Source organism: Bradyrhizobium sp. 187 (assembly GCF_023101005.1).
Lineage (GTDB): Bacteria > Pseudomonadota > Alphaproteobacteria > Rhizobiales > Xanthobacteraceae > Bradyrhizobium > Bradyrhizobium canariense_D.
Genome location: NZ_CP064693.1, coordinates 582,603 through 608,865 on the forward strand (window position 1 = coordinate 582,603; position 26,263 = coordinate 608,865).

Genomic DNA, 26,263 nt, shown 5'->3' on the forward strand with positions numbered 1-26,263 from the left:
AGTCCAGCCTGCGATGTCCGCATCGGCCGATTGCCGCGCCCAACTCGGTATCGACCGTGCGGCCCGGGAAGGGTTTCTGCCGGCCAAGCCTTTATGGAGTCCGCGCGTGGAAGGGACCGACACCGGCGAAGCGACGACATCGAGCCCCCGGAACGGGGGCGCGCCGCGCATCGGCCTAGCCCTGTCGGGCGGCGGCGTGCGGGCGGCGACTTTCCACATTGGGGTTTTGAGACGCTTGGCAGCCGACGGCCTGCTGGAGCAGGTATCGGTGGTCTCGACGGTCTCCGGTGGCAGCCTGGTGACGGCGGCCATCATGTCCGGATCCGGGATGGCGTGGCCTTCCTCGACGGATTTCCTGACCAAGGTCTACCCGGCCGTCCGGGCCAGGATGACGTCCTGCGATCTCTTCAGTCTCGGCGCCATCGGCTGGCGCGGACTGCTCGACTTCAACGTCGGTCTGATCCGCGACCGCGCATCGGTGCTCGCGCGGCTCCTGGAGCGGAACTGGGGCGTTTCCGGCACGCTCGCGGACCTGCCCAACGCGCCGCACTGGCTCATCAACGCGACCTGCATCGAGACCGGCAAGAACTGGCGCTTCGCCAAGCGAGAGATGGGCGACTGGAATTTCGGCCGCCACTACGCGCCGGAGGTGCCGCTGGCGGTCGCAGCCGCGGCGTCCGCAGCGGTCCCCTACGTCATCGGCGCGGTCAATCTGCCGCTGCCGCCGGCGGGGTGGTGGGAGACCGATCCCGCCACGGGCAAGCAGGTCCGTACGCGCGCCCCGTCCCGGGACCGGGTCCGGCTGTGGGACGGCGGCGCCTACGACAACATGGGCCTCGAAGCGGTCACCAAGCCGGGCAAGGGCCTGCGCCATTGCGACTTCTTGATCTGCAGCGACGCATCCGGTCCGCTGCGGCCGCCGGGAAGGTCGCCGCTGGCGGCGCTGCTCGGCGGCAGACTGTCGAGCCCGCGCCTGTTCGACGTCGCTGGCGACCAGATACGCGCGCTGCGGTCGCGGGTGCTGATCGCGGATATCGCGTCCGGCACCGTCGACGGTGTGCTGCTGCGGATGGGCAACTCGGTGCGCGCGGTGGACGTCAAGAACGGTCTCGGGCGGCCGGTCGGCTTCTACGACCGCTTCCAGACCGACGAGCAGGCGGCCACGGCGCTCCAGTATCCGACGGACCTCAGGGCGCTCTCCGCCGCGGGATTCGACGCGCTCGCCAGGCAAGGATTCGAGGTCGCCGATGCGACGCTGACCACCTACGCCGCCCCGCGGTTCGGGACGCCGCACTTCTGGCAGGACCACCGTTCATGAGAAGCATCCGCACGCGCTTCCGCGCCTACCACCTGGGATCCGCGGGATCGTCGTTCTCCTACTTCGCCGACGGGCATTTCACGATGATCGAGGCCCGGCTCACCGAGGAGAGCCGCGCGCAGGTCGAGCATGAGATGACCGTGAGGTGCGGCGTCGACCACGCCGACGTCCTGCACATCACCAGTTGGGACGCCGATCACTGCAACAAGCACGAACTTCCGGACCTGCTGAACCTGATACGGCCGATGAAGATCGAGTGTCCCGGCTACGATCCGTACAAGGACTCCGGCCATGGCGAGGAATGCCTGGAGATGATCGCCGAATACCGGTCGAGGCGCCGCAACACCGGCACGACGCCGATCATAAGGCACATCACGCCGCAGTACATCCAAGGCCTCGAGCCGGCTTCGGCGAAGGCGTTCCGGGACACGCTCTACAACCCGGTGCAGATCTTTGAGAACGCCAACGACAACTCGACGGTCAAGCTCTTCCGCAAGGGTAGCTTCAACGTCCTCAGCCTCGGCGACGTCATGTCGCCGATCATCGGCGCCAGGCTCCGGCGCCAGCGCGTGCTGAGGAGCGAGGTCGACGTGATGATCCTGGCGCATCACGGCGCCGACAACGGTTTCACCACCAAGAAATTCCTGAACCACATCGAACCGGACGTGGCGATCTGCTCGTCGGACTACGACAACATGTACGACCACCCCCGCCAGGAGATCCGCGACCTGCTGCACGAACAGGGAATCCACCTGAAGACCACGAAGACCGGCGACGTCATCGTACGCTCGACGGGGGACCACACCGGCGGCTACGAAGTGATCAACCTCATCGGGCGGTCGACCAAGGAATCGTCGCGCGTCGAAGGCCTGTTCTCCAAGAAGAGCGGCATTCTGGACGCAAACGACGACACGCTCCGCCAGCGCTACGCCGCCAAGCGGACTTGGCCGCGCTGACCGCCGCCGCCGGCGCTATCGCGACATGTCGGCCTTGAGGGAGTCCAGCGTCGTGCCCATGCAGACCCGGATGCCCTCGTCGCCGACGATGATCATCAGCGCGGGACATCCGTCGGACGCGAGGCTGTCGGTCAGCCACGCGATCTGCGCGACGTCGATCGTGCTGGGGTCGGCGGAATGGTGGCGCGGGTGCGAGTGCCACTCGCCGACGTACCTGACCTGGTCGAGCGTGCGCTCCATCGCGGCGAAGACGCGCCGCCCGAGGCCGCCCGTACCCCTCTCGAAGATGGCGAGCGATCCGCGGCTGTCGGGCGGTTGATCCCACGCGTCGACGACGTCGATGCGTTTCGCGGCGACGTCGACCACGCCCATCAGCACGCCGCCGGTCTCGACCGGAAGTCTTTCCGCACGCATGCTCCGGAGCCGTCGCTCCACCTCTGGATCGAGCACGATCTGCCACAGCGACGCGTGGCGGAGCGGCGGCTCTACGCGTCTCGTGACGACGCCGACGGCGCCGTCCTCGGCGAGCGACCAAACCCGGACGAGCGCTTCGTCCCGGTCGATGGCCTTCGACAGGCCCGTGGCCGCCAGCCCGCTGAGGGTGATCGCCCTTGCCGCGGGAATGCGGTTGGTCACCGAGCGGCAGGCGCCAGCGTAGGGAATCGCGTCGGCCGACTGAGACAGGTGGTCGGCGAGTTCGTCCCTCGCCAGGATCTCCGCGTAGTACGCGGCTTCAAGTGACCGCAGGTCGACATCGCCGGCGCGGTCCTGGACCAGCAGCACGGCAGCGGTGCCAGCCGGATTGAAGAACGCGCTGGCGCGGCGCGCGTCCGTCTCCAGATCCGAGATCGCGCGCGCGACCGGAACGGAGGCCGAGGTGTCGATGATGACGTCTGCGGCGGCGAGCGCGTCCGTCAATTCGGCGTCGTGCGGTTCGAGGAAGTCGGCGACGATCGCCTTGCACGCGATGCCGGACCGCAACGTGCCGATCCTCGCGGAGAGGTGGTCCGCCTTGAAGGCGCCGGACGACTGCAGCGTCAGCGTGTGCCGCGCCAGGTTGTGCGGCAGCAGGTAGTCCTTGTCGACGACGGTCCAGGAGAAGCGCCCTTCGCGGACGAGGGCCTCCGAGAGGTTCGATCCGATCGATCCGGCTCCGACCATCACGGCCTTGCGGTTGTCGGGGGCATCGAGGCCGGACATCGTCGCCGCCGTCCGCGCGTCGAATTCGCCGTGCGCGATCGCGGTGCGGAGCGTGATCGTCGCAAGACCGCCGGCGCCCGTGACGGCCGGCACGATCTGTCGGACGAATCCTTGCCGGTCGCCCACGTCCGAGCGGTTCTCGAGCAGGCGGCCCATCGCGACGCCGACTTCGCCGAGGGACTGGTCCGTCACGAAGGCCAGATTGTCCGTGCGCGTGGTTTCTCCTGACGTCGGGTCGGTCACCGGCACCTTCAGCACGACGGCCAGTCTCGACGCGAGGCGGAAGGCGTCGCGCCGCTGCACGCCGGCCCATCCGTCGATCCTGGCGCTGAGATCCGCGACGAGGTGGATGCCGTGTCCGCGCAGTTCGGCCGCCAGTCCTTCCAGGGTGGTCGGCGCGTGCCGCAGCCGCCGCATGTGCTGCGGCGGGATCGCGTAAGAGGTCATGACGATGCCGCCGACGGAGACTGACCCGTGGCGCTCGGGCGAATACGTCTCCGCGATGATCACGGGATGCCGCTTGCCCGCCTGGATGAATCCGACGAGACCGGCGTCGTCGGTCGCCGACGCGGGCAGGATGATCTCGAAGGTCGCGCCGGTGAAGTAGGGGTCCGGCGCCCGGCCGGCTTCGTGGAGTTCTCCCATCCCGGCCAGCTTGAACCAGTTCAGGATGCGGTACAGCAGGCCTCCCGCGGTGTAGGTCAGCCTCGCCTCCACCCACGGACGGTCGTCGACGCACAGGCAGGCGGGGATGTGCTCCGGCACCCAGTTCTGATGAGGCGTGTCCGGGAAGTCGGCCCGCAGCGCCAACACGATCGGCGGTGCGCCTTCCTGCGGAAACAGGATCGCGATCGGTTCGGTCCGGTCCAGCGGGTACGCGGGCCGCTGCGGGCGGCCCGTCCGGACGTCGAGCACCAGCACCTCGGCCTGCCCGGACCGGCGGGCGCCCCGGATTTCGGCGACGCCACCGCCGTCGGTCGACAGAAGGCGGATCAGCTGCGAGGCGAGCGGGATCCGGAGATCGTGCGGATCGCACTCCTCGCCCCACAGACCGAGCCACGGGTGCAGCATGGTCAGCCCGCCCGGGCCGAGGTCGACGTGATGGTGCCGATCACGGTCGGCGCCACGACGCTGAGGCGGGTGCCGCGGCTGGTGATCTCGACTTCGAGCGGCTTGGGCGACGTCGCGTTCGGCGACTCCATCGTGACCTTGAAGTCGCCGGCCTTGTCGTCGACGACGCGCCGGTGGTGGTTGGCGGCCTGGCGGTGCGGTGGCTGGACGTCCTTGTCCTCGGTGGTGCCCTTGACCGGGATCGGCCAGCTCGGGGACACGATGATGCATCCGTCGCGGCTTCGGTCCTCGAACAGCCACTTCACGTCCGGCACCGCGACGGTCTCGTCGGTGCCGCGGTCCGGGCCGAGGGACAGGTAGGAGCAGTGGTGGAAGAGCTTCAGCACGTCCCAGAGCAGCCGGTCTTCCCGTCCGTGACGCTTCGTCGTCTGCACGATCTTGGAGAGGGTGTCGTAGTCGACGTCGGATCCGAAGATGGCGTAGGTCTCGTTGCCGCCCTCGTCGAACGTGGCCTGGAAGACGATGGAATCCTGGTTGCGGTCCTCGACCTCGCGGTCGTTGACGCGCCAGGCGAACGGCGAATGGACGAAGAACTCGGCCCCGGCGCCGCCGGTCTTGCTGAACCCCGGCACGGTCTGGCCGGCGTCCACAATGCAATGGGCCCGGTCGGCCACCGTCAGGCCCCGCGAGGCCAGGAAGTCGTGGAGGCGCGCCGGCCGCGAGAAGACCTTGATGCCCTCGCCCTTCTCTAGCCGGTAGCGCGCTTCCTGCCGGATGACGCGGGCGTCGCCGTCGAGCCCGTCCTCGGTGATCACCGAGGCCGGCACCCACATCTCGTTCATCTTGACACGGTCGTCGCCTTGGTACTTCGAGGCATGGCGGAACCAAAAGAAGTCCGCGGCACCCTTCACGTGGTCCGTGTCGAGGTGGGAGAAGCAGACGACGTCGTAGTCTTCACGGTCGGTGTCGTCGAGCGCCCGCCGGAGCAGCGCCGGCAGGTCACACCGGCGGTCGGAATCGTCGTCGGCGCAGCGCATGTTGGCGTAGTCGATCAGGACCGTCTGGCCGTTGGCTAGGTCGATTCGGGTGGTGTCGGCGTTACCGAGCGGAAAGAACGTGATCTTGGCGGTCATTTGACCTCCCTGGGTTGTAGGTGGCGGGAACTGTGTCATCATGCGTTTAGGCGTGCCCTCGCGGTCCACGCGGACATCGATTTTTCTTGTCCGCGCCGGGTGGCGGGCCGCGCCTAAGCCGGAGATGGCAAGGTTCCAGGGAAGAGATGCCGAACGCCGTGATGGAGGAATCAGCCGAAGGCCGGCCGGACGGCGGGACTTACTCGCCGGACGAGCTCCGGACGCTGATCGCCGCGTTCACACCGCTGGACTGGCTGCGGGTCAGGAAGGCGGCGATCCACTTCTCCAAGCGGTGCCGTCTCGAATGGCGCGAGCTTCAGAACGAAGCCCTGGTCCGAAGCCTTGACGGCCGCCGGAACTGCCCCAGGAATGTCGCGGTGACGACCTTCCTGGGAAACGCGATCCGCAGCATCGCCTCAGAGGCCGACGGGTCCGAAGGCCACGTGCATCTGTCCGAAGAGTTGGAGCAGCAGCAGCGTACGGTTTCCGGACTGACCGATCTTTCGAAGCCCGCCGATCCCGCGGCTTCGACCATGGATGCCCAAAAAATCCTGGCCGAGGTCGTCGCTGCCTTTGACGGAGACGCGACGGCCGAGATGATGTTCGATGGGATCATCGACGGGGTCGAAGGCCAGGAACTCCGGGAGTTGCTGGAGCTCCCGCAGAAGGACTTCGATTCCAAGAGGCGTTTCGTGCGCCGCCGCCTGAACGACTATGCCGAAAGGAACCCCCATGTCCGATGACAAGAAGGCGAGGGATCGGCTCGAAAGGATGGACGACTTCGTACTGGACGATCTGTCCTCGATTTCGGACGAGGAGCTCCTGAAGGAGGCGATCGAGGACGGCATCGACTTGGAAGAGGTCGGCAGGTCCGGGCTCGCGGCGCTCGATCGGGCCCAGCTCGTCGTAGGAAGACGGCGCATGGCGGCCATCCGGCGCGAGATGGAGATGGATTCGAGAAAACCGCCGATGCGGCCCGTGCGCGGCGCGTCCCAAGCCAGTCTTCGGGGCATACTCGCGCGAAACCAGGAGGCGGCCAGCAAGTTGACGATGGCGGCCCGTAACGAGACCGGATCGCTCGACGACGATGCCGAAGGGATAATGGCCGACTTCATCGAATTGGGAGCCATTCCGGGGGAGGGTGAAGGAGGGACCTGATGAGTTACTCGGCACCCGAACGGTTGTTGCGGTCGTTGGGGATAGAGAAGCCTGAGGAGATTGACCTTGAGGCCGTAGCATGGAGCGTGGGTGCGAAGGTGAAGTATCGGCCGCTCAAATCGTGCGAGGCGCGGATCTGCGGGTGCGGCGACAAGGCGATCATATCCGTAGACGACACTAGGATCCCGCAGCGGCGGCGCTTTTCGGTGGCGCACGAAATCGGACACTGGATCTACCATCGCGGACAACTTCTCGTCTGCAGGTCGAAGGACATAGGTAGCTTCGGCGCAAGGGGAGCTACCAATCCGGAATCCGTGGCTGACCAGTTCGCATCAGAGCTTCTGCTGCCCGCCTACATCCTTCGGCCGGTCATCGCCCAATACAAGGTGCTGAACCTCAAGACCGTCGGCGAGATCTCGACTGCCTTCAAGGCGAGCCGTACCGCGACCGCGATCCGCCTGGTCCAAAGCAACAAGTTTCACGCCATGCTCGTCTGCCATGGCCGGAAAGGACGGAAGTGGTTTCTCCGGCCACCCTGCGTTCCCGACCGCTGGTTTCCGCGCGACGAGCTGGACCGGGAAAGCTATGCCTTCGAGACCCTCTACGGCTCCAAGGTCGAACAGACGCACCCGCGGAAAATCGATGCTGACGCCTGGTTCGACCGCCGCGGCGCCGAGCGCCACCAGATGTTCGAGCACACGTTCCCTCTGCCGAACGACGAGATCCTCACTCTCCTAACGTTTACGGATGCGGAGATGATGGAGGAACAAGACTCTTCCTGGTCGTACAAGCGAAGAAACTGAAGACAAGCGCGGAATTTATGAGCTTGCGTTTAACCGAACCGAATTCGCTCAGGAGATCTAACTCCGCTCCCGCTCTCCCCATCCGCGCGACAGCCGCTGCTTAACGTCATGCCGCGCCAACACCTTCTCGCAAAGCTCCCAGCGCTCCCCCTTCGGCGTCACATCGCCGGCGTATCGCAGGTCGAACGCGTTCGCTTTGGTGCGTCGCGCCGTGTATTCTTTCAGGCGCGCCTCGAGTTCCTCCTCGTCCTCGATCCAGTCGTCGTCGATGACGTCCGGAAGCGTGCCGAAGATGTCGAAGCGATTCCGCATCCGCTCGGACAGTTTGGCGTACACCTTCTCGTCCACGGTCGGCTGCAGCATGCCGTGATACAGAAGGTTGAGCATGTCGACGCGGTCGCGGCGCTGACCGAAACGTTTGATGCGGCCGATGCGCTGCTCCAGTCGGCTGGGATTCCACGGGAGGTCGATGTTGATCAGGGTGCCCAGCGTCTGGAGGTTCAGGCCCTCGCAGGCCGCATCGGTGGCGACCACCAGGCGGATGGTGCGCTCCTTTACCGCCCGCTTGATCTGCTCGCGCTCGACGCTTTTCCACTCGCCACTGATGAAAATACCAGACTTGCCGGCGCCGGCGTAGACCGCGATCGGCTCGCCCAGAATCCGCTGCGTGAGCGCCTCGCCGACCCATTTGGCTGTGTCGAAATATTGGCTGAAGATGATGCATCCCTTCGGCAGCCAGGGATCCGGACGCTCCAGTAGAAAGTAGAGGACGGCGTCCAGCTTGGGATCGGTCGGATGCGGCGACAGGACGTCGAGGATCGCCTGAAGCTGCCGGACCTCCTCGCCCACGAAATCCAGGTTTTCGTCGCCGAGTTCGAGTTGCATTTCCTCGTCGTCGAGGACGCGCCCGGACAGCAGCTTCTCGGCGGTGGCCAGACCGCTCGCATAGCTGGAGCACAGGCGCTGCAGCATCAGGCTCCGCATGAAGCCGGCGGACTTCTTCCGCTTGCTTAGGGCGCGGGTGAAGTTCTCGGCGGCCTGGTAGGCGGCATCGAAAGCGCTCGAGGTCCGAAGCCCGAGTCCGTCGAACATAGGCGGCATGTGGGCGCCGGGGAGCGGGTGGATATCGACCGGGATACGCGGAATTAGGCCCATCTCCTCAAGCGTTGAGCGCTTCCGGAGCACGACATGCCGGACGACCGGATTGTTGCGCTGAAAGAATCCGAGCGAGCCGCGCGGCGTCAGGACATCATCGACGAATTGATCGCGATAGAATTGATCGTCGATGTCGCTGAAGGCAACCGACGAGACGAACCGGTTCTTGGGTAAAGCGATCGCGGCGCGCATGTGTCCGAAGATGACCTCGGCCTCGGCCGCGGCAGGAAGCGGATTGCGGAATAGCCCCCAAGCCTCGCGTTCGTCGGTGACTTGCCGCTTTCCGCTGATGACTGGCACGCCCTTCTCGGCCGAGCGCCAGTCGCTCCAGGCGTCGCCGAGCACGTGTTCGGCGCCCATGCCGAGAACCTTCAGGAGATCCCACAGGTCTTCAACGTCGGTCTGGACGGGTGTCGCGGTGCCCAAGAGGACATGCCGAGCCTTCTTGGCGATTTCGTGCATGAACGAGAGCAAGTTATTCGGCGTCCGCTCGTCGTTGTCGGTGTCGACCTTGCCGCGAGCACGGTGTGCCTCGTCCAGGATGACCATGCCGAAGGCCTTCGACATCAGCAGACGGCGTTCCTCTGTGTTGTGAACGATCAGGCCGGTCGAAACCAACGCGATCTGTCGCGGGCACCTGACGACCCCCTCGGGGCCAATCGAAGGCATGGGAATCTCGTCCGGATCCAAGCGCCATGCCTTTTCCGTCGAAAGCCAGACCGCCGATGGGATGTTCAGCTTGTCCTTGAGCTCGATCTGCCACTGCGCCGTAAGCGTCGCCGGGCACAGGATCAGGACGGGACCGTCCCCCAGTAGGGCCGAAACCAGCGCCGCACCGGCGAGCGATAGGGTTTTGCCGACCCCGACCTCGTCGGCGAGAAGCAGCCGGACGTCGCCGTAGGTCTCCCGGTGTTCGAGGAACAGACCGACGAAGGCCCGCTGCCACGGCATGAGCTCCTCGCCCTTCCGGTAGATGTCCGCTTCGACGAGAGCGGCCGGAGCGACCTCTTCAGGCCTTAATTCCTCGAGTTGGACCTCCGCGCGCCTGGCGCTGCGACCGATTTCCTCGACGATCGCATCGGGCAGCGGCTTGCCCCGCTCCCAAAGGGCCTCGAACTCTTCCTCAACCCACGCCACGCCGTCGGCGGAGGTGTCCTCCCAGACTATCTCGTAGTTGCTGGACCAGCCTTCCCGGGTCTCGTTGAGGCTGCCCATAAAGGCCGACGCAGCGCCGTCGGGACGGCGGATGACGCCGGCCTTTCCGTGCACGAAGGGGGCGTCCCGCCGGGACACCACCCTGATCTCGACATTGCCGCGCGTCAGGATCTCATAGAGCCGCTTGTAACGGGGACGACGGAAGAAGCTCTCGACCGCATCGTCGACCTCGTTCCATTTCTCCTTGAGAAGCTGCTCGCGGGCCTTCTGGGCGGCGTCGATGTCGAGTTGGTCGAGGTCGGAGTTGCAGACGATCCGGACCTTGCCGATCGTCTCGACCTCCTCGTTGATGAGGTCGAAGATCGAGGAGCGGAAATAGCCGGCGATCCGGTGATACTCCGAGGCGCCCCTAAGCTGATCCTTGAGGTAGACGTGGGAAAGCCGGTGGGTACGGGACGAGAAGCGCTGCAGGTTGCCGCCCCCGACGAGGCCGGTCGTCCGGCCAGCCGCCAGCATCTTCATTTTTCTCTACCCCAGGCGCTCGTTCCGGATCAGTCCGTGGAGGATACGCGCTGCGCGGGATTCTGTCTCGTCCACCTTTTCGCGCTTCTTCACGATGTACTCGGCCATGGCTGCTAGATCGTCGCGCTTGGACATGTACCCCGGCACCATATCCCGGAGATGCGCCAGGACCTCGTCGCCCTCGACGTCGTTTCCGATCTCGAAAAGGGCATACAGGACGGCGCGGGTCGCAGAGGGGCCGAAATCGGGTATTTCGAAGCTGTTCTTCTTAAATTCCCGGGCCAACTTCAGCCGAGCCTTGTTGGGTTCGACGCTTCCCATCAAACCTGCGTAATCGCCCACCCGAAAAGCCTTGGCGAAGTTCTGATAGTTGTCGAGCTTTCGAAGCGTCGTGGTCTCGACATCCATCATCTTGAAGTAGAAGCGCTCCGCTCCGGAAAGTCCCCCCCAGAGCTTCGGATCCATGGGATCCGGCACCATATGCTCGTTGGCCACCTGCACCGCGAACTCGATCACTTCGCCGACAAGGCTCTTCTCTCCTATGCGTCGGGGCCGTAGTGATTCCTTCGTCATGTCGATGCCGTCGATTACGCTGTACCGCGTGAGCACGCGCAACGCCGCGGCATATCCGGCCATCTGAAGATCGGCGTCTTCGAACAAGTTCTCGATACGACCGTGACCGACGAGGTCTTGGTTGAGGCCCGACATGGTGTCGATCTGATCAGACACCTCGGACTTAACTTCTTGCACGATCTCGTCCTTGTAGGCGTGTTCGGCGCCGATTCTTTTCCGCAGCACCAGAATGACCGTGCCTTGGACGTAACCGCCCTTCTTGAGCTCCGATGAGACCTCGGTCGCGATGTACCAAGCTGCGACGACCTGCAGCCCGGCGCCCCAGAAGATCAGCGCCATGTCGGCCCACACGGAGGCCGATTGATGGGTGAACATGACGATCTGCAGGCCATTGGCTGGCATATGATCGGCCATCGCCTTGTAGGCGTCGATCATTCCCTTCTTGAATTCCTCGCCATCTCCCTTGATCGCGAGGGCACGTCGAGAATCCCAGATGAAATTCTCGAACATCGCGGGCGGTTTCTTTCGGAGCCATGCGATGAAGAATTCGGTGATTTCCTCGTATCGGACGGAATCCGCGTATGGCGGATCGGTAACGTAGATATCGTTCTCCACCGAGATGGCAGCTGCCGGCTGATTTCCGACCTCGCAGTCCGTTCCGATAGGATGGTTCTTCGGTTTCGTGATGAGTTTGATCAGGTTGTAGGAGGCGTATGCGCCGTAGTTGAAGAACGTGTTCAAAGCTTGCGTGTCGAACACGTTAGTCGGTTGTCCGCTCGAGCCATTGGACGAAGACCATCGATTGACTTTCGAGGAGCGGTCTAGCAGACGAGCGATGTCGAGCCAGCCGGTCGGAAGGTGTCGACGCACGTGCCTGGACAGGGTCGCAAAAAATATGAGTTGAAGAGGACTGAAGAGGTGATGCCAATGGGTCCAACCGTTGGTGCGGATCGGCCCCTCGTTCTCCTTTCCTGTTTCGATAGGCATGTCGGGAACGAGGCCGACGTCCTGCCAATGTGCCAGGTTCCCCTCGACGAACTCGATGGCCTTTCTTTCGCGCGCGCGATCGGCTTCGGTAACTGACGCGAAGAAGCTCCTTGGTCGAGCCGACTGCAGCGTTTCCTTGTCCATCCACTGGATCGCGATCAGTCGCTCCTGCAAAATATCGTCGGGCCGGGGCACGACATCCGACACTTCCCACTGGCGGAGCCGATTCCTGGAGACGCCGGCAGCATCCTTGAAGTCCCCTCGAATGGCTTTGATGGAGGTCGAATATGTTTCTCCCGCGACTGTGTGAACCAGGTTGCCCTTCTGGATGGTCCCCTTTTCCGCGGCTTTGAGTTCGCTGTCGGATACGCCGGATCGGATTTCGATTTCGTAGCGCTTGCTCTTCGCGTCGGGCACCAGCACGGCGATCGTTTTCCACGATTTGGATATGACCCAAGTAGGGGCCATCGGAACCATCCAGCCGGTCTGAGGGCAACGGGTCTCCAGACAATAGAGGAGTGTCTTCACGCGGTTGCCCGTCTCATCGTATTCGAAGCCGAGATCCTTCAGGTCGTTCTCGACAAGGTCGGCGACGATCTTCTGACTTTTCTCGATGCTCTTCAGGTGGGCGGGCGTGGCGCCGACGACATTGAGCGCGCCCCAAGTGAGCATTGCCGCAACCGGATTGAGATCCGACGCGAAGACGTCGCATCCAATGCGTGCCGCCTCGAAAGGAATCGAGCCTCCTCCGGCGAAGGTGTCGGCCACTCTCGGTCGCCTTCCGAAGCGCATGATACCAAGCTGCTCGATCAGCTCGGTCAACGTAGTCGCGGAGGTCCCCAACTTCGCGTTGATGCGCGCAAAGTAGGGTCCGAGCAGCGGATCTTCGGGTAGCTCTTCGAGACGATATAACCGTTCGACCCTATCCTGATAGGGCATCTGGGAGATGATTTCGCACGACAGGGCATCTCGATCGGTCCGCGCAACCGGTCTTTCGCTATCCTGCATTCGCGCGAAAGCCTGCTTCTGCGATTCGCTTCCGAATTTCTCGACGTCCGCAGCCGTGACACCGACCTTCAAACGAGCACCGATCTGATCATCGTGCATTCCCATAAGAAGGTCGAATATTTCGAGATCGCCGGCTACGTCATCGGAGGCAGGCAACAGAGACGCAAGAATGCAGGCCCGCGCCAGAATCAGAGGCTTACGGCCCTTCCAGTAGGATCCCAATGACGTAAGCGTTTGCGCCTGTTTGGCGTCGCGCTCCTTGAACGTTTCGACCGAAATCTTCTGGGCGGGCCACACCTTTTGGATCAAGGAAGGCGCGTCCTTCAGGACGAACGGGGTCACGGCCGTTTTCGGGGTAACTGCATCCATGGCGACACTCTTCACTTGACGCGCTCGAATAACGGGAGAGTGGGACGCTCCTCGGGACGGCGCGGATTCTTCGAACGGATCGCTCCGACCTCTTCGCCCGTCGGATTCTCCGTCATCGCGACGCGGATCGCCTTGCGCCACCCGATATCGACGTCGTCGGACGTGCCCGTGACGGACGCAGCCATCGCGAACAGCCACCAGCGCTCTTCGGGCTTGAGTCCCGTCCAGTTGCGGATCGCGTTCGGGATTGCCTCCTTCGGTGCCGCCTCGACGGCCCACAGCAAGACGCACAGTTCGCGCCCGAGCAGGCGTTCGACCTGGTTCTTGCCGCTCTTCCAGCGGGCGGTACCGAGTTTCTTCTCTTTGAGACGCTCGTTGAGGACCCGCTCCAGTTCCTTCCGGACGGCGTTCCAGTGGTCCTGAGGCAACTTGCAGCGCACGACTGTGTCGGCCAGGCCGTTGGTGCCCCCTGCCAGGCCGAAATGCTCAGTGACCACCACGGGATTCTCGCGCACGGCAGGTATCTCCACCACGAAGTGGTGGGGATCGATGTCGTTGGGCACGCCGAAACCGGTGGTCTTGCGATCGTTCACTGCTGTTCGACCTCGTTGGGCTGCACGTCCCATCCGACGGCGCCGATGAATTCCTCCATGTCGCGCCCGGTGGAAAACTCCACTTCCGAGAAGCCTACTTCGACCTCCGCCAACTCGTCGGCGATGGCCGCGCGGCCGGCACTGAGAAAACCTTCCAGGATCTCCGCCGTGAGTTCCGTCTTGGGCCCGAAACGTGTCGTTGCGTTGACGTCGCCCTGACCTACTGTCGCCGAAAGGCTGCCGCGGACCTTGCCGCGGGCCCCCTTGAGCGCCTTGATCAGAACGAAGACGTCCTTGGTCGAGGCGATCTTCTGACGCTTCTTGAGCACCACGGGCCTGTCCAGATCGATCTGGACTTCACCGCCCTTCACCGGCCGGATGACGAAGGTCTTCTGGGTCTCCACACCGGCGTCTTCCGCGTAGGCGTAGATCTTCACCTCGTCGCCGCCGTCGATCGGGATCGGACCGGTATAGGGCTTGCCTTCGCGAGCGTTGGTGCCGTCGGTGTTCCAACGAATCTTGCCCCGCGGCTTGACCGTCAGCGCCACGCTGCGCTTGCCCATGACTTCCTTCGGCTCATAGGTCAGGGTCAACGTGTTGACCCACTTCACCGGCTCGCCGACTTCGTGCTTGCCGTCCGGATCCACCGCGACGAACCAGAGCACGGTCTCGTCCCGCTCCATGATCAGATCGGGGACGATGGGCGATTTGTCGGAGACGTCGGCGGTCTGGGCGAAGTGGATCTTGCCGTTGGGACCGGCGTCGGTCGCCGTCAACTCGATCGTCGCGACGCCCGTCTGGCCGTCGTAGCTGCGGGCGAGCACCTTAACCGACGTCTTGGCGGCGGGGAACGGGCCCTTCTCGACGTAGCCGTCGCCGTTATCGCGCCACTGCCCGTTGGCCAGCGCGGCACGCTTGATCTCGTCAAGACCGCGCAGCGGCAACCATGGCCAACGCACGTTGCAGATGGCCCGCTCCTCGACGTCCTTCCAGCGCGTCTTGCGCTCCGTCGTCCCCCAGAGCTGGTCTTCCGCCCTGGATCGCAGGCTCGAGAGGGTCTGCTCGGTCGTGAGATCGAGAATGAGCTTGGAGGCGCCGGTGGCGCTCAAGGCTTCCTCGACGGCGGCCTCTCCGTCGATCGTGGTCGGGCCTCCGCTCTGACTGCGACGTTCGACGAGCTTGAGCGCGGCGTAGGTCAATCCGTCGACGCCGCCCTTGGGTAGCCTGGCGGGAAAGTAGACACGGTTGAAGAGGTTGATCAGCGCGGAGTTGAACTCGAACTCGGCCGTCTCCGCCTCCTCCTCGAGCTCGGCGAGGTTTGGCGAACGCTCGCCCCCGTCTTCCTGCATGACTTTCGCGGTCGCCCATATGCGGCGGACCTTGTCTTCGAGCTTGGCGAGATCGGTGCCGTCGCCGGTCACGACGCAGAAATTGTTCTTCTCGGCGACGGCGTTGAACAGGCGCTCCGCCTCCTCCGGCGGGACGCGCTTGTCGGGACTGAGAACGAGTAGGATGCGCTCGCCGCTGGTCTTGATGTCCTCGACCTTCGGAAGCGGCAGCACCGCCGAGTAGGCGTTCCGGCGCTTGGGCTCGAACACCATTGTGAGCCGGCGCTCCATCTCGGCGTCGATCTTAGGCTGGGGGGCGGTGACCGCGTACTTCTCGATCTTCTTCTTGAGGTTCTCGTTCTTCGAGAAGTACCAGGCGTCGTTCTCCTTGCGGTGCAGGTACCAGCACTCGATCCGCAGCTTCTCGAACGCCTCGTCGAACTCGATCGGGGAGCGGTGGGGAGCCACGAGGTTTTGGACGACTTCGGCCTTCGCCAGTCCTTTCACCGCGTCGTTCGCCTCCGAAAGCGAGGCCATCAGGACGAGGCGAGCGACCTGGCTCGCGGAATCGTTGTCCATCTGCTCGTCGATGGTCTGGGCATGCGCCTTTTCGGCTCCGGTGCCGGCGATGTCGTGTGCGATGGCGCCGGAGAGGTCGTAGACGTTGGTGATGGCGTCGCGCACGTCCGGATTAGACAGGTCGATGTGCTGGCAGCCAACCAAGAACACGTCGTTGGTCGGCCGGGCGAGGGCCGACTTCACCATGAGGGCCGCCATCGTCATCAGGCCGCGGGTCTGGCGGAAGCGCTCGTTTTCCTTGAACAGCGCCAGAATGTGCTTGAACGAGGGATGAAAGGGATAGCTGGCCGCAATCTCGTCGGCGATCTGCGTCGCGGACTTGGCGACCGCCTTCGATTTCAGGGCGTCGGAGATGGCGTCGGAGAATGCTGTCGCGACGGAATTTACGACCTTGGGATTCGGCTGCTCGTTCAGCAGGCGCGTCCGGAGGATACTGTAGATCTCGTCCGATCCGAGTTCGACGGGAGTGATGCCCTTGGCTTGGCGGCCGGTCTCGTTCTGCAGGTCGCGGGTCGCCTTCGCAACCATCGCGGTGATGTCCTTCGTCGCCCCTTCGTAGGCGCCGGACAGGTTCGAGATCACGATGCAGAGCCGCTGCAGCTTGAGCGCCGCCGACAGCAGGTTCGAGACCGCGTAGGTCGTGACGTCGGCGAGCGTGCCGCCGCCGACGGGCTGGGTGATCGCGTTGCGGAAGTAGGGCGGAAGCTCGTCGAGCAGGATCAGGGTCGGCTCGTCGCCGATCAGGGCGGTCCAGTCCTTCTCGTTGGGCGCGGAGGGCGCGCCCTTGTAGAACGGCAGGAACTGCTCTGCCTTGCCGAGTTGCTCCGCGATGTCGCCCCACAAATGCTTGTCCCGTGAGATTGACCGCCCGGAGATGGCGACGATCCTCGCGGCCGACGGTAGCTTGACGCCCTTCGTGACCTCGCCGTCAACCAGCGGGAACAGCGAAGGATTCGCAGCTAGATACCCGAGCGCGAGCATCGAGTGGGTCTTGCCGCCACCCATCGCCTGCTTGAGTTCGAACACGGCTTGGCCGGACGCGCCGGTGAGCCGCTGCAGCCCCTGCCGAAGCAGGGTCTTCATTCCGCCCGTGACGTAGGTTTTGTCGAAGAATTCCTTGGCGGCCTTCGCATCGTGCCCGATCAGGTCTTCGAGATTCTCGATCTGGTCGCTCAGGGCGTAGTCGATCGCTTTCGGATCAAACTTGCACGCGTCTTTCACTGTCTGGAGCATCGTTCCCCCGGCCTAACCTTATTTCTTCAAGCCCGTGTGCAAGTGGAGCCGAACTACGCGGCCTCAGACAGTCTTAGCGCGCAGCTTGGTGACGGACAAACCTGCAGTACCCCTGTCACCTGTTAAATCTTGCTACCTTAGTCGGGCCTCTCGCACGCTTTCGTCGCGGAAGCCATGGAGGAAGATCGCGGAGGAGATGCTCATGATCCCAGTGCCTCTCTCAGGGGATAAAGGATCAAATATTTGACAGCGTTCTCGTTCTGTGCTAAACAACAATCACATCGTCAATCATTTCGCAGAGAAAAGCCCCGCCACAAGTGGGGTTTTTTGCGTCGCCCGTCCGCGCCTCGGCAAACCCGCCGGGGCGTTTTGTTTTGGAGGAACTATGACTAACCGCCTTTTCTACGATCCCGATACTGCACGGCCATACGTCGGCTTCAGGTTGTCAGCGCACCAACTGGCCGCGCTCGATGAAGCACGCCTGAACCTACGTCAGGGCAGGTCGGCGTTCGTGAGGCAGGCCATCGAGGAGCGTCTGCAACGGCTTCAGGCCGCGTCGAAGTAGCACCATCAAGCGAAAGCCCCAGCGTTGGAGCGCCGGGGCTGAGAGAAGTTCAAAATCTAGCAGAGTTCTTATGTCAGAGAATCGGAAAAAATTCAAGTCGAAGTATCCGCTGAAGCTCAGCGACGAGAAGCGCGCCTTCGTTGTGATCGCGCTCACGGACAAGCTGAGCCTCGCCGGCAAGGCGGCGGCTGCAAACGCACTGGCTCACTACGACTCCCGCAAGGGCTACGCCTATGCTTCGATCCCAACGATGACGCGGGAAGCCGGGTACGCACCATCCTCTACCAAGACTCTCAACAACGGTCTGAAAGAGATCCACGATAAAGGCGCGTTCAAGGTTGTGCGGCGCACGGGCGCAACGAACACGCACCACATTTGTCCGATCCTGGCCTGGTTCAAGGCTGAGTACGAACACCTCCGGAAGTCCGGCAGGGTGGAAGAGGACGAGTTCGCCAACATCAGGGACGCGGAAGATATCTCGGGTTCTCAACCCGAGATGAACCAGGGCTCTGAGCAAGAGAAGTCGGGTTCAGGACTCAAAAACTCGGGCTCTCAACCCAACAACTCGGGTTCTGAGCCGAAAAACCCGGGTTCAGAACCCGACGAAGAAGGCTCTGTGAAGAGGGCTTCTGAAGAGGACCAAGAGAAGAGGATCAAACCAAGATGGACGCTCGCCTCCGGCGAGCGCGGGCCGGATGTTGGCTTGGATGTTGATGATCGGACCACGCCGCCAGAGGATCGCCGCAGCCGCGAGACCCAAGAAGATAAGGTGGTCCAAGATAACCAGAAGGATGATCGACGTCTTGAGCAATACCGGGAGGCCGGCGAGAAAATCTGGCTGATGTTCCACAAGGCTCCCGTTAAGCAGCATGACAGGTTCATCGAACTGTTCGTTGAGTTGGCGCAGGCGGAAGAGATCAAAAGCTCAGAGGAAGTGCGGTACGGACTCATGTGTCATCTGCGCGACACCGAACCGAAGTGGCAGAAGAGCCCGGTTAATTTCCTGACCGAACGAGTTTGGAAGACCTACCGGGCGACAGCCAGCGGCGCGGGCGAGACCCAAAAGCGCATGGCCATCTAGCCAGCGATCCTGACCGGCAGCCGCCGACCCACCGCGCTGCCGGTCACCCTCATGTCAGCGCCACCACCATCATCACCCATGCCGGTACGCCCGAGCGCGCCACCGGGCGAAAGCATTTGCCGTGACAGCTTCACAGGACCAATCCACTGGCCGCTCTAACTCTTCCCGACCTTCAGGAAAACCCGCTGGCCGCCACCGCATCACCATCAGGGAAGCTGACGACCGACATGGCCGGTTCGAAATCCTGCTCCCGGACAGGGCAACCCTGCCGGCCTCCCGCACGCCGCTGCTCGCCGCAGCTCGCTACCTGCTCGGTGAAGGTGCGGACCCTTCCGCCGTTGTCGAGATGCGTCACGATAGCCGGCCTGATACTGTCGCCGCATTCGGCAGGGTGGGCGCACTCGCAAAGCTCGACGTTCGGGAGGATCAAACGAGTGGACCGCGTTTCTGTAAGTGGCGACCACCACCGCAAGACCGGGCCTAGACGCTGCGGGTATCGATCGTGGGTGCGTTATTTTGCGGTGGGGCTATACCAGCGGCCTTCGACGTCAGTCGCGCTCCGCGGGACTGCTGCACGACACCCAGCGCGATCGATCGTGGGTTATAGAAGGGGCCGTCGACTCGCCCGTTACACTGTATAAAAAGCGAGAGGCATTTTCGGGACGAAATTTGCATTCCGATCCTCGCGGGCTAGACAAACTCACAATATGGGTGTACATTGTTTGCCACGATGCCACCCGATTAAACGGCGCCCCAGCATCGACCACATGGACCCCGAGCGGGTCCATTTTCAATTCTACCCAGACCCGCTGCCGCCTTCACTGGCGTGGCGGGTTTTTCTTTGGAGAACACCATGAAGAAAACCACCTTCGACGCGGACGAACTGGTCACGTCGCCGATGGTCTACGTCGGGATCAGGCTGCCCAAAATACTGATCGACAAGATCGACGACGCGGCACAAGCCGACGACCCATCGGCCCCGAACCGATCGAGCCTGATGCGTCGATTTCTAATCGCCGGTCTCAAGCGGGAGGCTGCCTAAGATGACCACTGACTCAATCGAGGACGCGGTCGTCTCTGCCGCACGCTCCAAAGGCTACGCGATCAACTCCACGACTATGGCGACAGTCGCAATCGACCTCGCCGGAAGCAAGTTGGACGGCGAACTGATCGCAGTCCCCGGTAAGGGTTCGCTGTCCGTCCAGGACTATCTTCGCGACCTGCATGACCGGGCACCGAGCGGCTTCAGCCGACTGCAACAGCCTGACAAGCCAGACGCGGAGCGGACAGTCACCGAGATGCGTCGGAAACGTTCGCTCGATGCCACATGGCATGCACGCCATGCCAAGGCCACCGGCATCACCAAGACCATGATGGACGAGATCGCGAGGAACCGCGCATGACCTATCGAAGATTACGAAGTGCAGTTGCCACCAGGGAAGCGATCGAAGCGATTCCGCCGGATGCGCGGGAGCAACGGGCTCTGCACCTCGTGGCCCGCGAACGAGGCCAGCGACTTGCCGCAGCTCAAGTGGAGTTGGCCATGGCAGAGCGGACGCATGCGGACGCCCTTGCGCTTGTGCCGGAGGCTGAAGCTGCTTTAGCAGCCGCCAAGTCACGGCTCGCGGAGATCGAAGCAGAGATGAGCGCTGCTACACGGGCCGCCTGATAGGCAGCTCACTAGTTCGGACGGCAGTTTCAGCATTTCTCCTGGGAGTCTGCCGTTCGTGGAGGGAGGCGTAATGGTGATCGAGACAACTCGTCGCGGCTCTCGCTGTTGCGCCTCCCGCCTTCACCGCACTCAATGCCGCGGCTCAGAAGCGCCTTGCTGAGGTCGAGCGAGAGGCGACACATGGCTGACCAAATTGTTATGCCAGTGATACACTTCGGACGGCGGTTCAGCTCACTCTCTCCAGAGGCTGCCGTTCGCATAGGGAGGCGCGACAGGTGATCTGCAGACTCGCGAAACTGCACGCCCTCGCGGTGGCTCTCGCCGTCGTCGCACCTCCCGCCCTTGCCGGACCCTACTGCATGCCCGTCCACGGTCGGGATCAGATCGCCAAAGGCGGCAGCGTGTGCCCGGTCGGGTATCTGGCGTCGGGACCGTGCTGCATCGCGCTCCATGTGGACACGCCACGCGCCTTTGCCCGTCTGCCCGGCCGATCGTGTCCGACCGGGACATTCACCAGCGCTGGCAGCTATTGTGTGTCACTACGGTAGCCGCGCCAAAACGCGCTGCACCTGCACCGCCTGCCACTTGCCATTGCCGAGCGCGGTAGGAATGCCGGCCTCGTTCAAGGCATCTGCAATCGCCCGCAAAGACGTTGCGCCCTCCGCCTGTAGCTTACGGATCGTCGGGCCGATATCTGCTGCATGTTTCGTGGTGCGGTCCCGTAGGGCTTTCCGAGACGCTTCCTGCATCTTCGCCCCGGGGACAACGCCACGGTTGCCACCGAGCTGCTTACCGCGCCGCTTGGCCGCTGCTAGTGCGGCCTTAGTACGGGCTGAGATCATGCCGGCTTCCAACTCCGCCACTGCCACCATCTGCTGAAGCAGGAAGCGGCCGGTAGCGCCTTCGATCACGGGCAGGTCCGCGAACCGAACGTCAACGCCGGCCTCAAGCAGGCGGGACAGGAAGGCGACAGAGCGAGTAAGGCGGTCAACCTTGGAAACCACCAGCGCAGCCCGATGCAGTCGCGCCGCGGCCAGTGCCTGCTCCAGTGCGGGCCGGTCAGCTCGCTTACCCGACTCCACCTCGGTGAACTCGGCAACGATCGTCCAGTCGCCTCCGTTGAGATACGCCGCGACTGCCGCGCGTTGAGCCTCGATGCCGAGACCAGACTTGCCCTGCTTCCCAGTGGAAACCCGGTAATAGGTAACGAACTTCCCGTTGTGCTGCGCCATGGTCGCCTTGTTACGAATACTTCAACGTCCGTTGACGTATCTGTAACGGTCGGCCCAGGACTTCGTCAACACGAATCTTGCGCCCGCAAAGGACGCCGGACAGGCGATGATCGCCGATCCACCCGCCCTTGCAGCACCAACTAGGCGACGATCGTTTCGCTTGGGTGCAACACGCCTGCGTCTTGGCACCAGCGCTCCACCGCCCCGAGATCGCCAGCGTCCAAGATGGAGTTGCCATCGATCAAGGCGAAGCGGCTGCCGTGCATGCCCTGCCGCTCCCGTGGCGAGAGCGTGCAAATTTTGCTGCGGTGGTTCTGAGAGCGTTCGAAACGACGCTGGATGGCTTTGAATGTAACTGTCGTGCTCATGGCATGATCCTGCCATGGGCCGCGCCAAATACGGCACAGCCTTGTGTTGATGATCGATGCGAGGCGTTGCGATGAGCACGGTCCCCGACGAAGCGGGGGCGCACAGGTCTCATGAAGAGACTTCGCCGCAGCACTTACACCCAACATCTTCGCTGCACAAGGTCTCGCGCCCGTCGTCCTCGCCATCGCCCAAGCGCAGGCCTGTGAGGTTTCCCAGCGCTCGCGAGCGCGGGAGGGGATGAAGGCGAGATTTTTTGTGCGGCATACCCCCTCGGTCGGCCAACCCCTTCCTACTAGCGAGCAGCAAAAGGCGCCTTTCTGAAAGGCCCACCCCACCAAGAAAAAGACCCCACCCCGTTCGGGTGGTCTCCGTCCGCGCGCCAGCCGCGCCAACAACACAAGAGAAACATGTCAGAGATCATCAGCGTCCACGCATCATTGACCGCGACCGACAGCGCGAGTCCCGTTATCGCCGGACTTCTCCGGAACGTTCGCAAGCTCGAAGCCGCGGTCAAGTCCATCAAGGGCGTCTCAGCATCCAAGCTGTTTCCCGACAGTGTCTCAGCCAGCCTCCAGAAGATCACCGACGACGCTCGGAAGGCCGCCTCGACCTATCGCACTGAATGGAAATCGGCGTATGCAGACAGCCTGCGTGACGCGAGGGCATTCCATCGTGAACTGGACCGCCTCGACCGGCAGACCTACAACCGCCGGCAGGCTGAGCAACGCGCCTTTGGCCGTGGTGCCACCTCCGGGGGTCGTGGCTCGCTCCCCCGTGGTACGTCGCCGACCACCGCGCTCATAGCAGGCGGAATCACCATCTCCGGCGTCGCATCCGCCTTCAAGCGACGGATGGAAGCCGATGCTGCCGAGACCAAGGCGCAAATCTTCGGTGGGCTGTCACAGGCTGAGGTGAAGCGGCTTCGTGGTGACTGGTCGGATCAGGTCGCGATCAAGTTCGGCGAGTCTGCCGCCGCGGTGCTGGACAGCTACACCGAGGCGCTCAAGCAGGGCTTCGACGGATCGGCCGCAAAAAAGGTCACAGAGAACGCCTTGGAAGCGTCGTCAGCGCTGGAGATGAACATCGGCGAGCTGATGAAGTTGGCGGGTAAGACTGCGACCAGCCTCTATGGCAACGTCCGGAACGCAGACCCTGCCCGCGTTGCCAGAATGATGACCTCGGTTGCCGTCGCCGCCGCTGCGACCGCCGCAGACCCGAACGAAGTGGTTGAGGCGAACAAGCGTGCCCTGTCCGCCCTGAGCACGACGAAGATGAAGGAAACCGACCTGAGCGCCTTCACGTCGGTTGGCATCTCAGCAGGCCTCCAGCCGAACAAGGCTGGCACGTTCCTCAGTTACTTGACTTCGGAATTTGCAAACGCTGGCAACGCTCGCGGCCAGCGCGGCAAAGATCTGGACCAAGCTGCACGGATGATCGGGTACGGCGGCCGGGCGCAGATGGCTCAGCGGATGGCCTCGGCTCCAACCGAGTTCATGTTGGATATGTTTTCGAAGATGAGGAGCATGTCTGAGCAGAACCGGGCGAAATTCGCGAACCTCGCCGGCATGCGGGAGTGGCGCGATGAGCTGGTGCAGATGGCCAAGGCTGCCGATCAAATCCGGGAGACCTTGAACGAAATCGACCAGAAAAGCGACGCGGCGTCCGCGTTCTCCCGCACCAAGCTCAACTCGCTTCAGAAGCGGTGGGACCGCATCAAGGCGATGTTCGGTCTCGCGTGGGAAAAGTTTGGAAGCGGCTTTGACCAAAGCTTCATTGAGGTCTCGGATTGGTTCGATAAGCACACCAGCATCGTCACCTCCGGCCGGATCGGGGAGAAGTCGAGAGAGTTTGTCGAGAGGCTGAAAAAGGCCTTCGGTGTCTCCAACATGGGGGAAGCTCTCGACAAGATCGCGGCGAAAATATCGTCGATCGACGTAGACCGGATCATCGGCTTCGCGTCCAGCTTCGTCGGCGGATTGAAGTCGATCTCCGATTCCCTCATCATCATGCTGAAGGCCACCGCCAGCCTCATGAGTAAGGACGGTAACAGCGCCGAAGTCCTGGGTAGGTTGGCCGGCCAGATCGTCGGCTTGTCTCTCGCACTCGGATTGCTTGCTCCCGTCATCGCCGTGCTCTCCGGCTTCGCGAACATCATCAGCCGCATCGCCGGCCTGCTCACTGGTCGGGCGTTGCTCGGGGCCGCCAGCGCCAACCCTGTAGGAACCACCGCGTTGCTGGCCTGGCTCTTGGCAGAGAACAACGACACCGGCATCTCGGACGCCGCCAAGAAGCGACCCGGGGAGACGACAAGCCAGTGGCGAGAGCGTCAACGCCAGCACAAGAAAGACCTATACCAGAAGCAGAGTGGCGACGGCTTCAACCCCGCGGACGTTCACCCGATGAGCTTCATCGGGAACATGCTGGACAACCTTGGCGGCAAGATCGAACGAGCTTCGCTGATCAGCACTGACTTCAGCAGCCGTGGTCGCGGTGGGCTGAGCGGTGGCACTGCCGTAGCCACCAACATGAACCGCATCGCCAGCGGCGTCGGCACGCCGGATGCTCTGTGGAAGAACGTAACGCCGGGCGGCATCCTCCCGAACTTCGGCCTGGAGTCATCTGGCATCATCAAGCGCAGCAACATCCCGTCATTCAACGGCGGAGGCGGCAGCGTTGACGACATGAGCCGGTCAGCCTTCGATAAGAAGTTTGCCGGCACTCCTCTCGCCGGCAGGTACGATCAGATCGTCGCGGCGGCCAGAGCTAACGGCATCTCGCCTGCGCTACTGGCCGGTGTCATCGCACACGAAACCGGCAATGGTCATGTGCTGTCTGGAAACAACGTCGCGGGCCTGATGGACCCGGCAACCGGCATGGCGAAAAAGATGCAGTTCGGCAGTCTCGATGCCGGCATCAGCAAGGCCGGCCAAGTGGTCGCGAACAACTACCGTCTGGCCGGGGGCGACCTCGACAAGATGGGAGCACGGTACGCGCCCCCGGGAGCCGCGAACGATCCGCGTCGGCTGAACGGCGGTTGGCCCGCGGGCGTACGCAAGCAGATGAATGCGCTGTCCGGCGGTGGATCAGCCGGCAGCGGCGATGCCGTTGCATGGGCCGAGAAGTACAAGGGCATGAACGAGTATACCGACAACCGAGCGTTGGCGGCGGCCCTTGGCGGCGACGTGCGCGGCAGGTCGAATGCTTGGTGCGCTCGCTTCGTTAACAAGGCATTGGAGGCGGCTGGAGGCAACGGCACGGGCAGCGCGGTGGCGAACAGCTTCCAGAAGTGGGGTTCGGCGATCAGCCCGCCCGACGTCAAGCGCAATGACGTTCTGCTTCAGACGAAAGGCTACGGTTACAATCAGCCGGGCGGCCACGTCGGACTCGCTACCGGGGAGACCCGCATGCAAAACGGCCGACTGCAAGTCAAGATGCTGGCCGGGAATGACGGTGACGCTGTTAGGGAACACTGGATCGATGCCGACAAGAACCTGATGGTTCGTCGCGGCAATCCCATCGGTCAGGTCCCGGCGCCAGCAGATGCGATCAAGAACGTCCCCGAATCGAACGGCACGATCACCAACAGCCTGCTTCAGCGCAACAACAGCGCCGTCCTTGGCGGTGGCCGCGGTGGTCCGGTAGCAATCAACATCAACGGCAACAGCCACGATCCGGTAGCGCTCGCCACGTTGGTGCAGCGCCGCGTTGACGAGTCCATGAACTGGCGCGCCCATGACTCAGAAAGTGAGTACACCTGATCCCAGTCCTACGGGGGCCGGGGGGAGAGACATCACTGCGCAGGCGCATGTAACCTCGCGTGATGGCTCTCCCGTTTGTCTGAATGCAAATGCTCAGCTCGAAATTGCAAATTCCAATGCCCGGATTCCGCCGGTATGAATCACCAGACTATCATCCAACGGAGTCACACATGCACTATGCCAGCTATATCATCACCAGAGAAAAGGACCGCTTCGTCGGGTTCGATCCGAATGAGCCTGAGGCCTTCAAGATCTTCTCGCGTGATCTGAGACGGCTCAAGGCCGGCATCGATGCACTGTGGCTGCCATGCGTTGTCGGTAATTCGAGACAGCTTGCGGATGAGAGCGCGCCAAGATGGCGCCGCGAGTGGGCGAGAAATCCGGTCGGTGAAGTCGATCTCGACGCAGAGAATGCACGCGGTGCCTGCTGAGACATCAGCCACAC

The 26,263-nt window shown here is 63.1% G+C and carries 21 protein-coding genes; 12 read left to right on the top strand and 9 right to left on the bottom strand.

The window, feature by feature from the left end:
- The first annotated feature begins 13 nt into the window (after positions 1-13).
- Both IVB19_RS02845 and IVB19_RS02850 read left to right on the top strand, forming a co-directional pair.
- Positions 14-1,318 (top strand): patatin-like phospholipase family protein, encoded by a 1,305-nt coding sequence (locus IVB19_RS02845; RefSeq protein ID WP_247821010.1) that lies wholly within the window; start codon positions 14-16, stop codon positions 1,316-1,318.
- A complete protein-coding gene (locus IVB19_RS02850; protein ID WP_247821011.1) occupies positions 1,315-2,274 on the top strand; it encodes a ComEC/Rec2 family competence protein in 960 nt (319 codons plus the stop codon). Before IVB19_RS02845 ends, IVB19_RS02850 begins: the two co-directional genes overlap by 4 nt.
- Before the next feature lie 15 nt (positions 2,275-2,289).
- On the opposite strand, the gene cap2-3 is transcribed toward IVB19_RS02850, so the two are convergent.
- Both cap2-3 and mblB read right to left on the bottom strand, forming a co-directional pair.
- Positions 2,290-4,545, bottom strand: a complete 2,256-nt coding sequence (gene cap2-3 / locus IVB19_RS02855; RefSeq protein ID WP_247821012.1) for an anti-phage 6A-MBL system cap2_3 protein — start codon at positions 4,543-4,545, stop codon at positions 2,290-2,292.
- 2 nt (positions 4,546-4,547) lie between these two features.
- Positions 4,548-5,678 carry an anti-phage 6A-MBL system MBL-fold protein gene (gene mblB / locus IVB19_RS02860; RefSeq protein WP_247821013.1) on the bottom strand — a complete coding sequence of 377 codons (1,131 nt, stop codon included), beginning with the start codon at positions 5,676-5,678 and terminating at the stop codon, positions 4,548-4,550.
- A 146-nt stretch (positions 5,679-5,824) separates the two neighbouring features.
- Between mblB and IVB19_RS02865 the strand changes: the two genes are divergently transcribed.
- From IVB19_RS02865 to IVB19_RS02875, 3 genes are read left to right on the top strand one after another with little or no spacing between them, the layout of a single operon-like run.
- Positions 5,825-6,421, top strand: coding sequence for a hypothetical protein (locus IVB19_RS02865; protein ID WP_247821014.1), 597 nt, complete (start codon positions 5,825-5,827; stop codon positions 6,419-6,421).
- Positions 6,411-6,836: a hypothetical protein gene (locus IVB19_RS02870; protein WP_247821015.1), complete on the top strand. Its 426-nt coding sequence runs from the start codon at positions 6,411-6,413 to the stop codon at positions 6,834-6,836. Before IVB19_RS02865 ends, IVB19_RS02870 begins: the two co-directional genes overlap by 11 nt.
- Positions 6,836-7,639, top strand: coding sequence for an ImmA/IrrE family metallo-endopeptidase (locus IVB19_RS02875; protein ID WP_247821016.1), 804 nt, complete (start codon positions 6,836-6,838; stop codon positions 7,637-7,639). The genes IVB19_RS02870 and IVB19_RS02875 overlap by 1 nt, the downstream gene beginning before the upstream one ends.
- 57 nt (positions 7,640-7,696) lie before the next feature.
- On the opposite strand, the gene IVB19_RS02880 is transcribed toward IVB19_RS02875, so the two are convergent.
- From IVB19_RS02880 to IVB19_RS02895, 4 genes are read right to left on the bottom strand one after another with little or no spacing between them, the layout of a single operon-like run.
- Entirely contained in the window at positions 7,697-10,465 is a 2,769-nt protein-coding gene (locus IVB19_RS02880) for a phospholipase D-like domain-containing anti-phage protein (RefSeq protein WP_247821017.1), read from the bottom strand.
- A gap of 12 nt (positions 10,466-10,477) precedes the next feature.
- Complete coding sequence (locus tag IVB19_RS02885) at positions 10,478-13,408, bottom strand: anti-phage-associated DUF1156 domain-containing protein (protein ID WP_247821018.1); 2,931 nt, start codon at positions 13,406-13,408, stop codon at positions 10,478-10,480.
- An 11-nt stretch (positions 13,409-13,419) separates the two neighbouring features.
- The gene (locus tag IVB19_RS02890) at positions 13,420-14,001 is read right to left on the bottom strand and encodes an anti-phage-associated DUF3780 domain-containing protein (protein ID WP_247821019.1); all 582 of its coding nucleotides are present in this window, start codon (positions 13,999-14,001) and stop codon (positions 13,420-13,422) included.
- A complete protein-coding gene (locus tag IVB19_RS02895) occupies positions 13,998-17,141 on the bottom strand; it encodes an anti-phage-associated DUF499 domain-containing protein (protein WP_247821020.1) in 3,144 nt (1,047 codons plus the stop codon). Before IVB19_RS02895 ends, IVB19_RS02890 begins: the two co-directional genes overlap by 4 nt.
- 385 nt (positions 17,142-17,526) lie before the next feature.
- On the opposite strand from IVB19_RS02895, the gene IVB19_RS02900 reads away from it, so the two are divergent.
- Entirely contained in the window at positions 17,527-17,706 is a 180-nt protein-coding gene (locus tag IVB19_RS02900) for a ribbon-helix-helix protein, CopG family (protein WP_247821021.1), read from the top strand.
- A gap of 70 nt (positions 17,707-17,776) precedes the next feature.
- Entirely contained in the window at positions 17,777-18,787 is a 1,011-nt protein-coding gene (locus tag IVB19_RS02905) for a hypothetical protein (RefSeq protein ID WP_247821022.1), read from the top strand.
- Between the two features lie 172 nt (positions 18,788-18,959).
- Here the strand turns inward: IVB19_RS02905 and IVB19_RS02910 are convergent, their stop codons facing one another.
- The gene (locus tag IVB19_RS02910; protein WP_247821023.1) at positions 18,960-19,142 is read right to left on the bottom strand and encodes a hypothetical protein; all 183 of its coding nucleotides are present in this window, start codon (positions 19,140-19,142) and stop codon (positions 18,960-18,962) included.
- A 498-nt stretch (positions 19,143-19,640) separates the two neighbouring features.
- Here IVB19_RS02910 and IVB19_RS02915 point away from each other — a divergent pair, with 498 nt between their 5' ends.
- The 3 genes from IVB19_RS02915 to IVB19_RS02925 are packed head-to-tail and all read left to right on the top strand — an operon-like array spanning position 19,641 to position 20,456.
- A complete protein-coding gene (locus tag IVB19_RS02915; protein ID WP_166476320.1) occupies positions 19,641-19,829 on the top strand; it encodes a hypothetical protein in 189 nt (62 codons plus the stop codon).
- Position 19,830: 1 nt separating this feature from the next.
- Positions 19,831-20,190, top strand: coding sequence for a hypothetical protein (locus tag IVB19_RS02920; protein WP_247821024.1), 360 nt, complete (start codon positions 19,831-19,833; stop codon positions 20,188-20,190).
- On the top strand, positions 20,187-20,456 hold the full coding sequence (locus IVB19_RS02925; RefSeq protein ID WP_247821025.1) for a hypothetical protein: 270 nt from the start codon (positions 20,187-20,189) through the stop codon (positions 20,454-20,456). Before IVB19_RS02920 ends, IVB19_RS02925 begins: the two co-directional genes overlap by 4 nt.
- Positions 20,457-20,998: 542 nt before the next feature.
- On the opposite strand, the gene IVB19_RS02930 is transcribed toward IVB19_RS02925, so the two are convergent.
- Both IVB19_RS02930 and IVB19_RS02935 read right to left on the bottom strand, forming a co-directional pair.
- Positions 20,999-21,691 carry a recombinase family protein gene (locus tag IVB19_RS02930; RefSeq protein ID WP_247821026.1) on the bottom strand — a complete coding sequence of 231 codons (693 nt, stop codon included), beginning with the start codon at positions 21,689-21,691 and terminating at the stop codon, positions 20,999-21,001.
- Between the two features lie 140 nt (positions 21,692-21,831).
- Positions 21,832-22,059 carry a hypothetical protein gene (locus IVB19_RS02935; RefSeq protein ID WP_247821027.1) on the bottom strand — a complete coding sequence of 76 codons (228 nt, stop codon included), beginning with the start codon at positions 22,057-22,059 and terminating at the stop codon, positions 21,832-21,834.
- A gap of 408 nt (positions 22,060-22,467) precedes the next feature.
- On the opposite strand from IVB19_RS02935, the gene IVB19_RS02940 reads away from it, so the two are divergent.
- A complete protein-coding gene (locus IVB19_RS02940) occupies positions 22,468-25,818 on the top strand; it encodes a phage tail tape measure protein (protein WP_247821028.1) in 3,351 nt (1,116 codons plus the stop codon).
- A gap of 170 nt (positions 25,819-25,988) precedes the next feature.
- A complete protein-coding gene (locus IVB19_RS02945) occupies positions 25,989-26,249 on the top strand; it encodes a hypothetical protein (RefSeq protein WP_247821029.1) in 261 nt (86 codons plus the stop codon).
- Positions 26,250-26,263 lie beyond the last annotated feature (14 nt).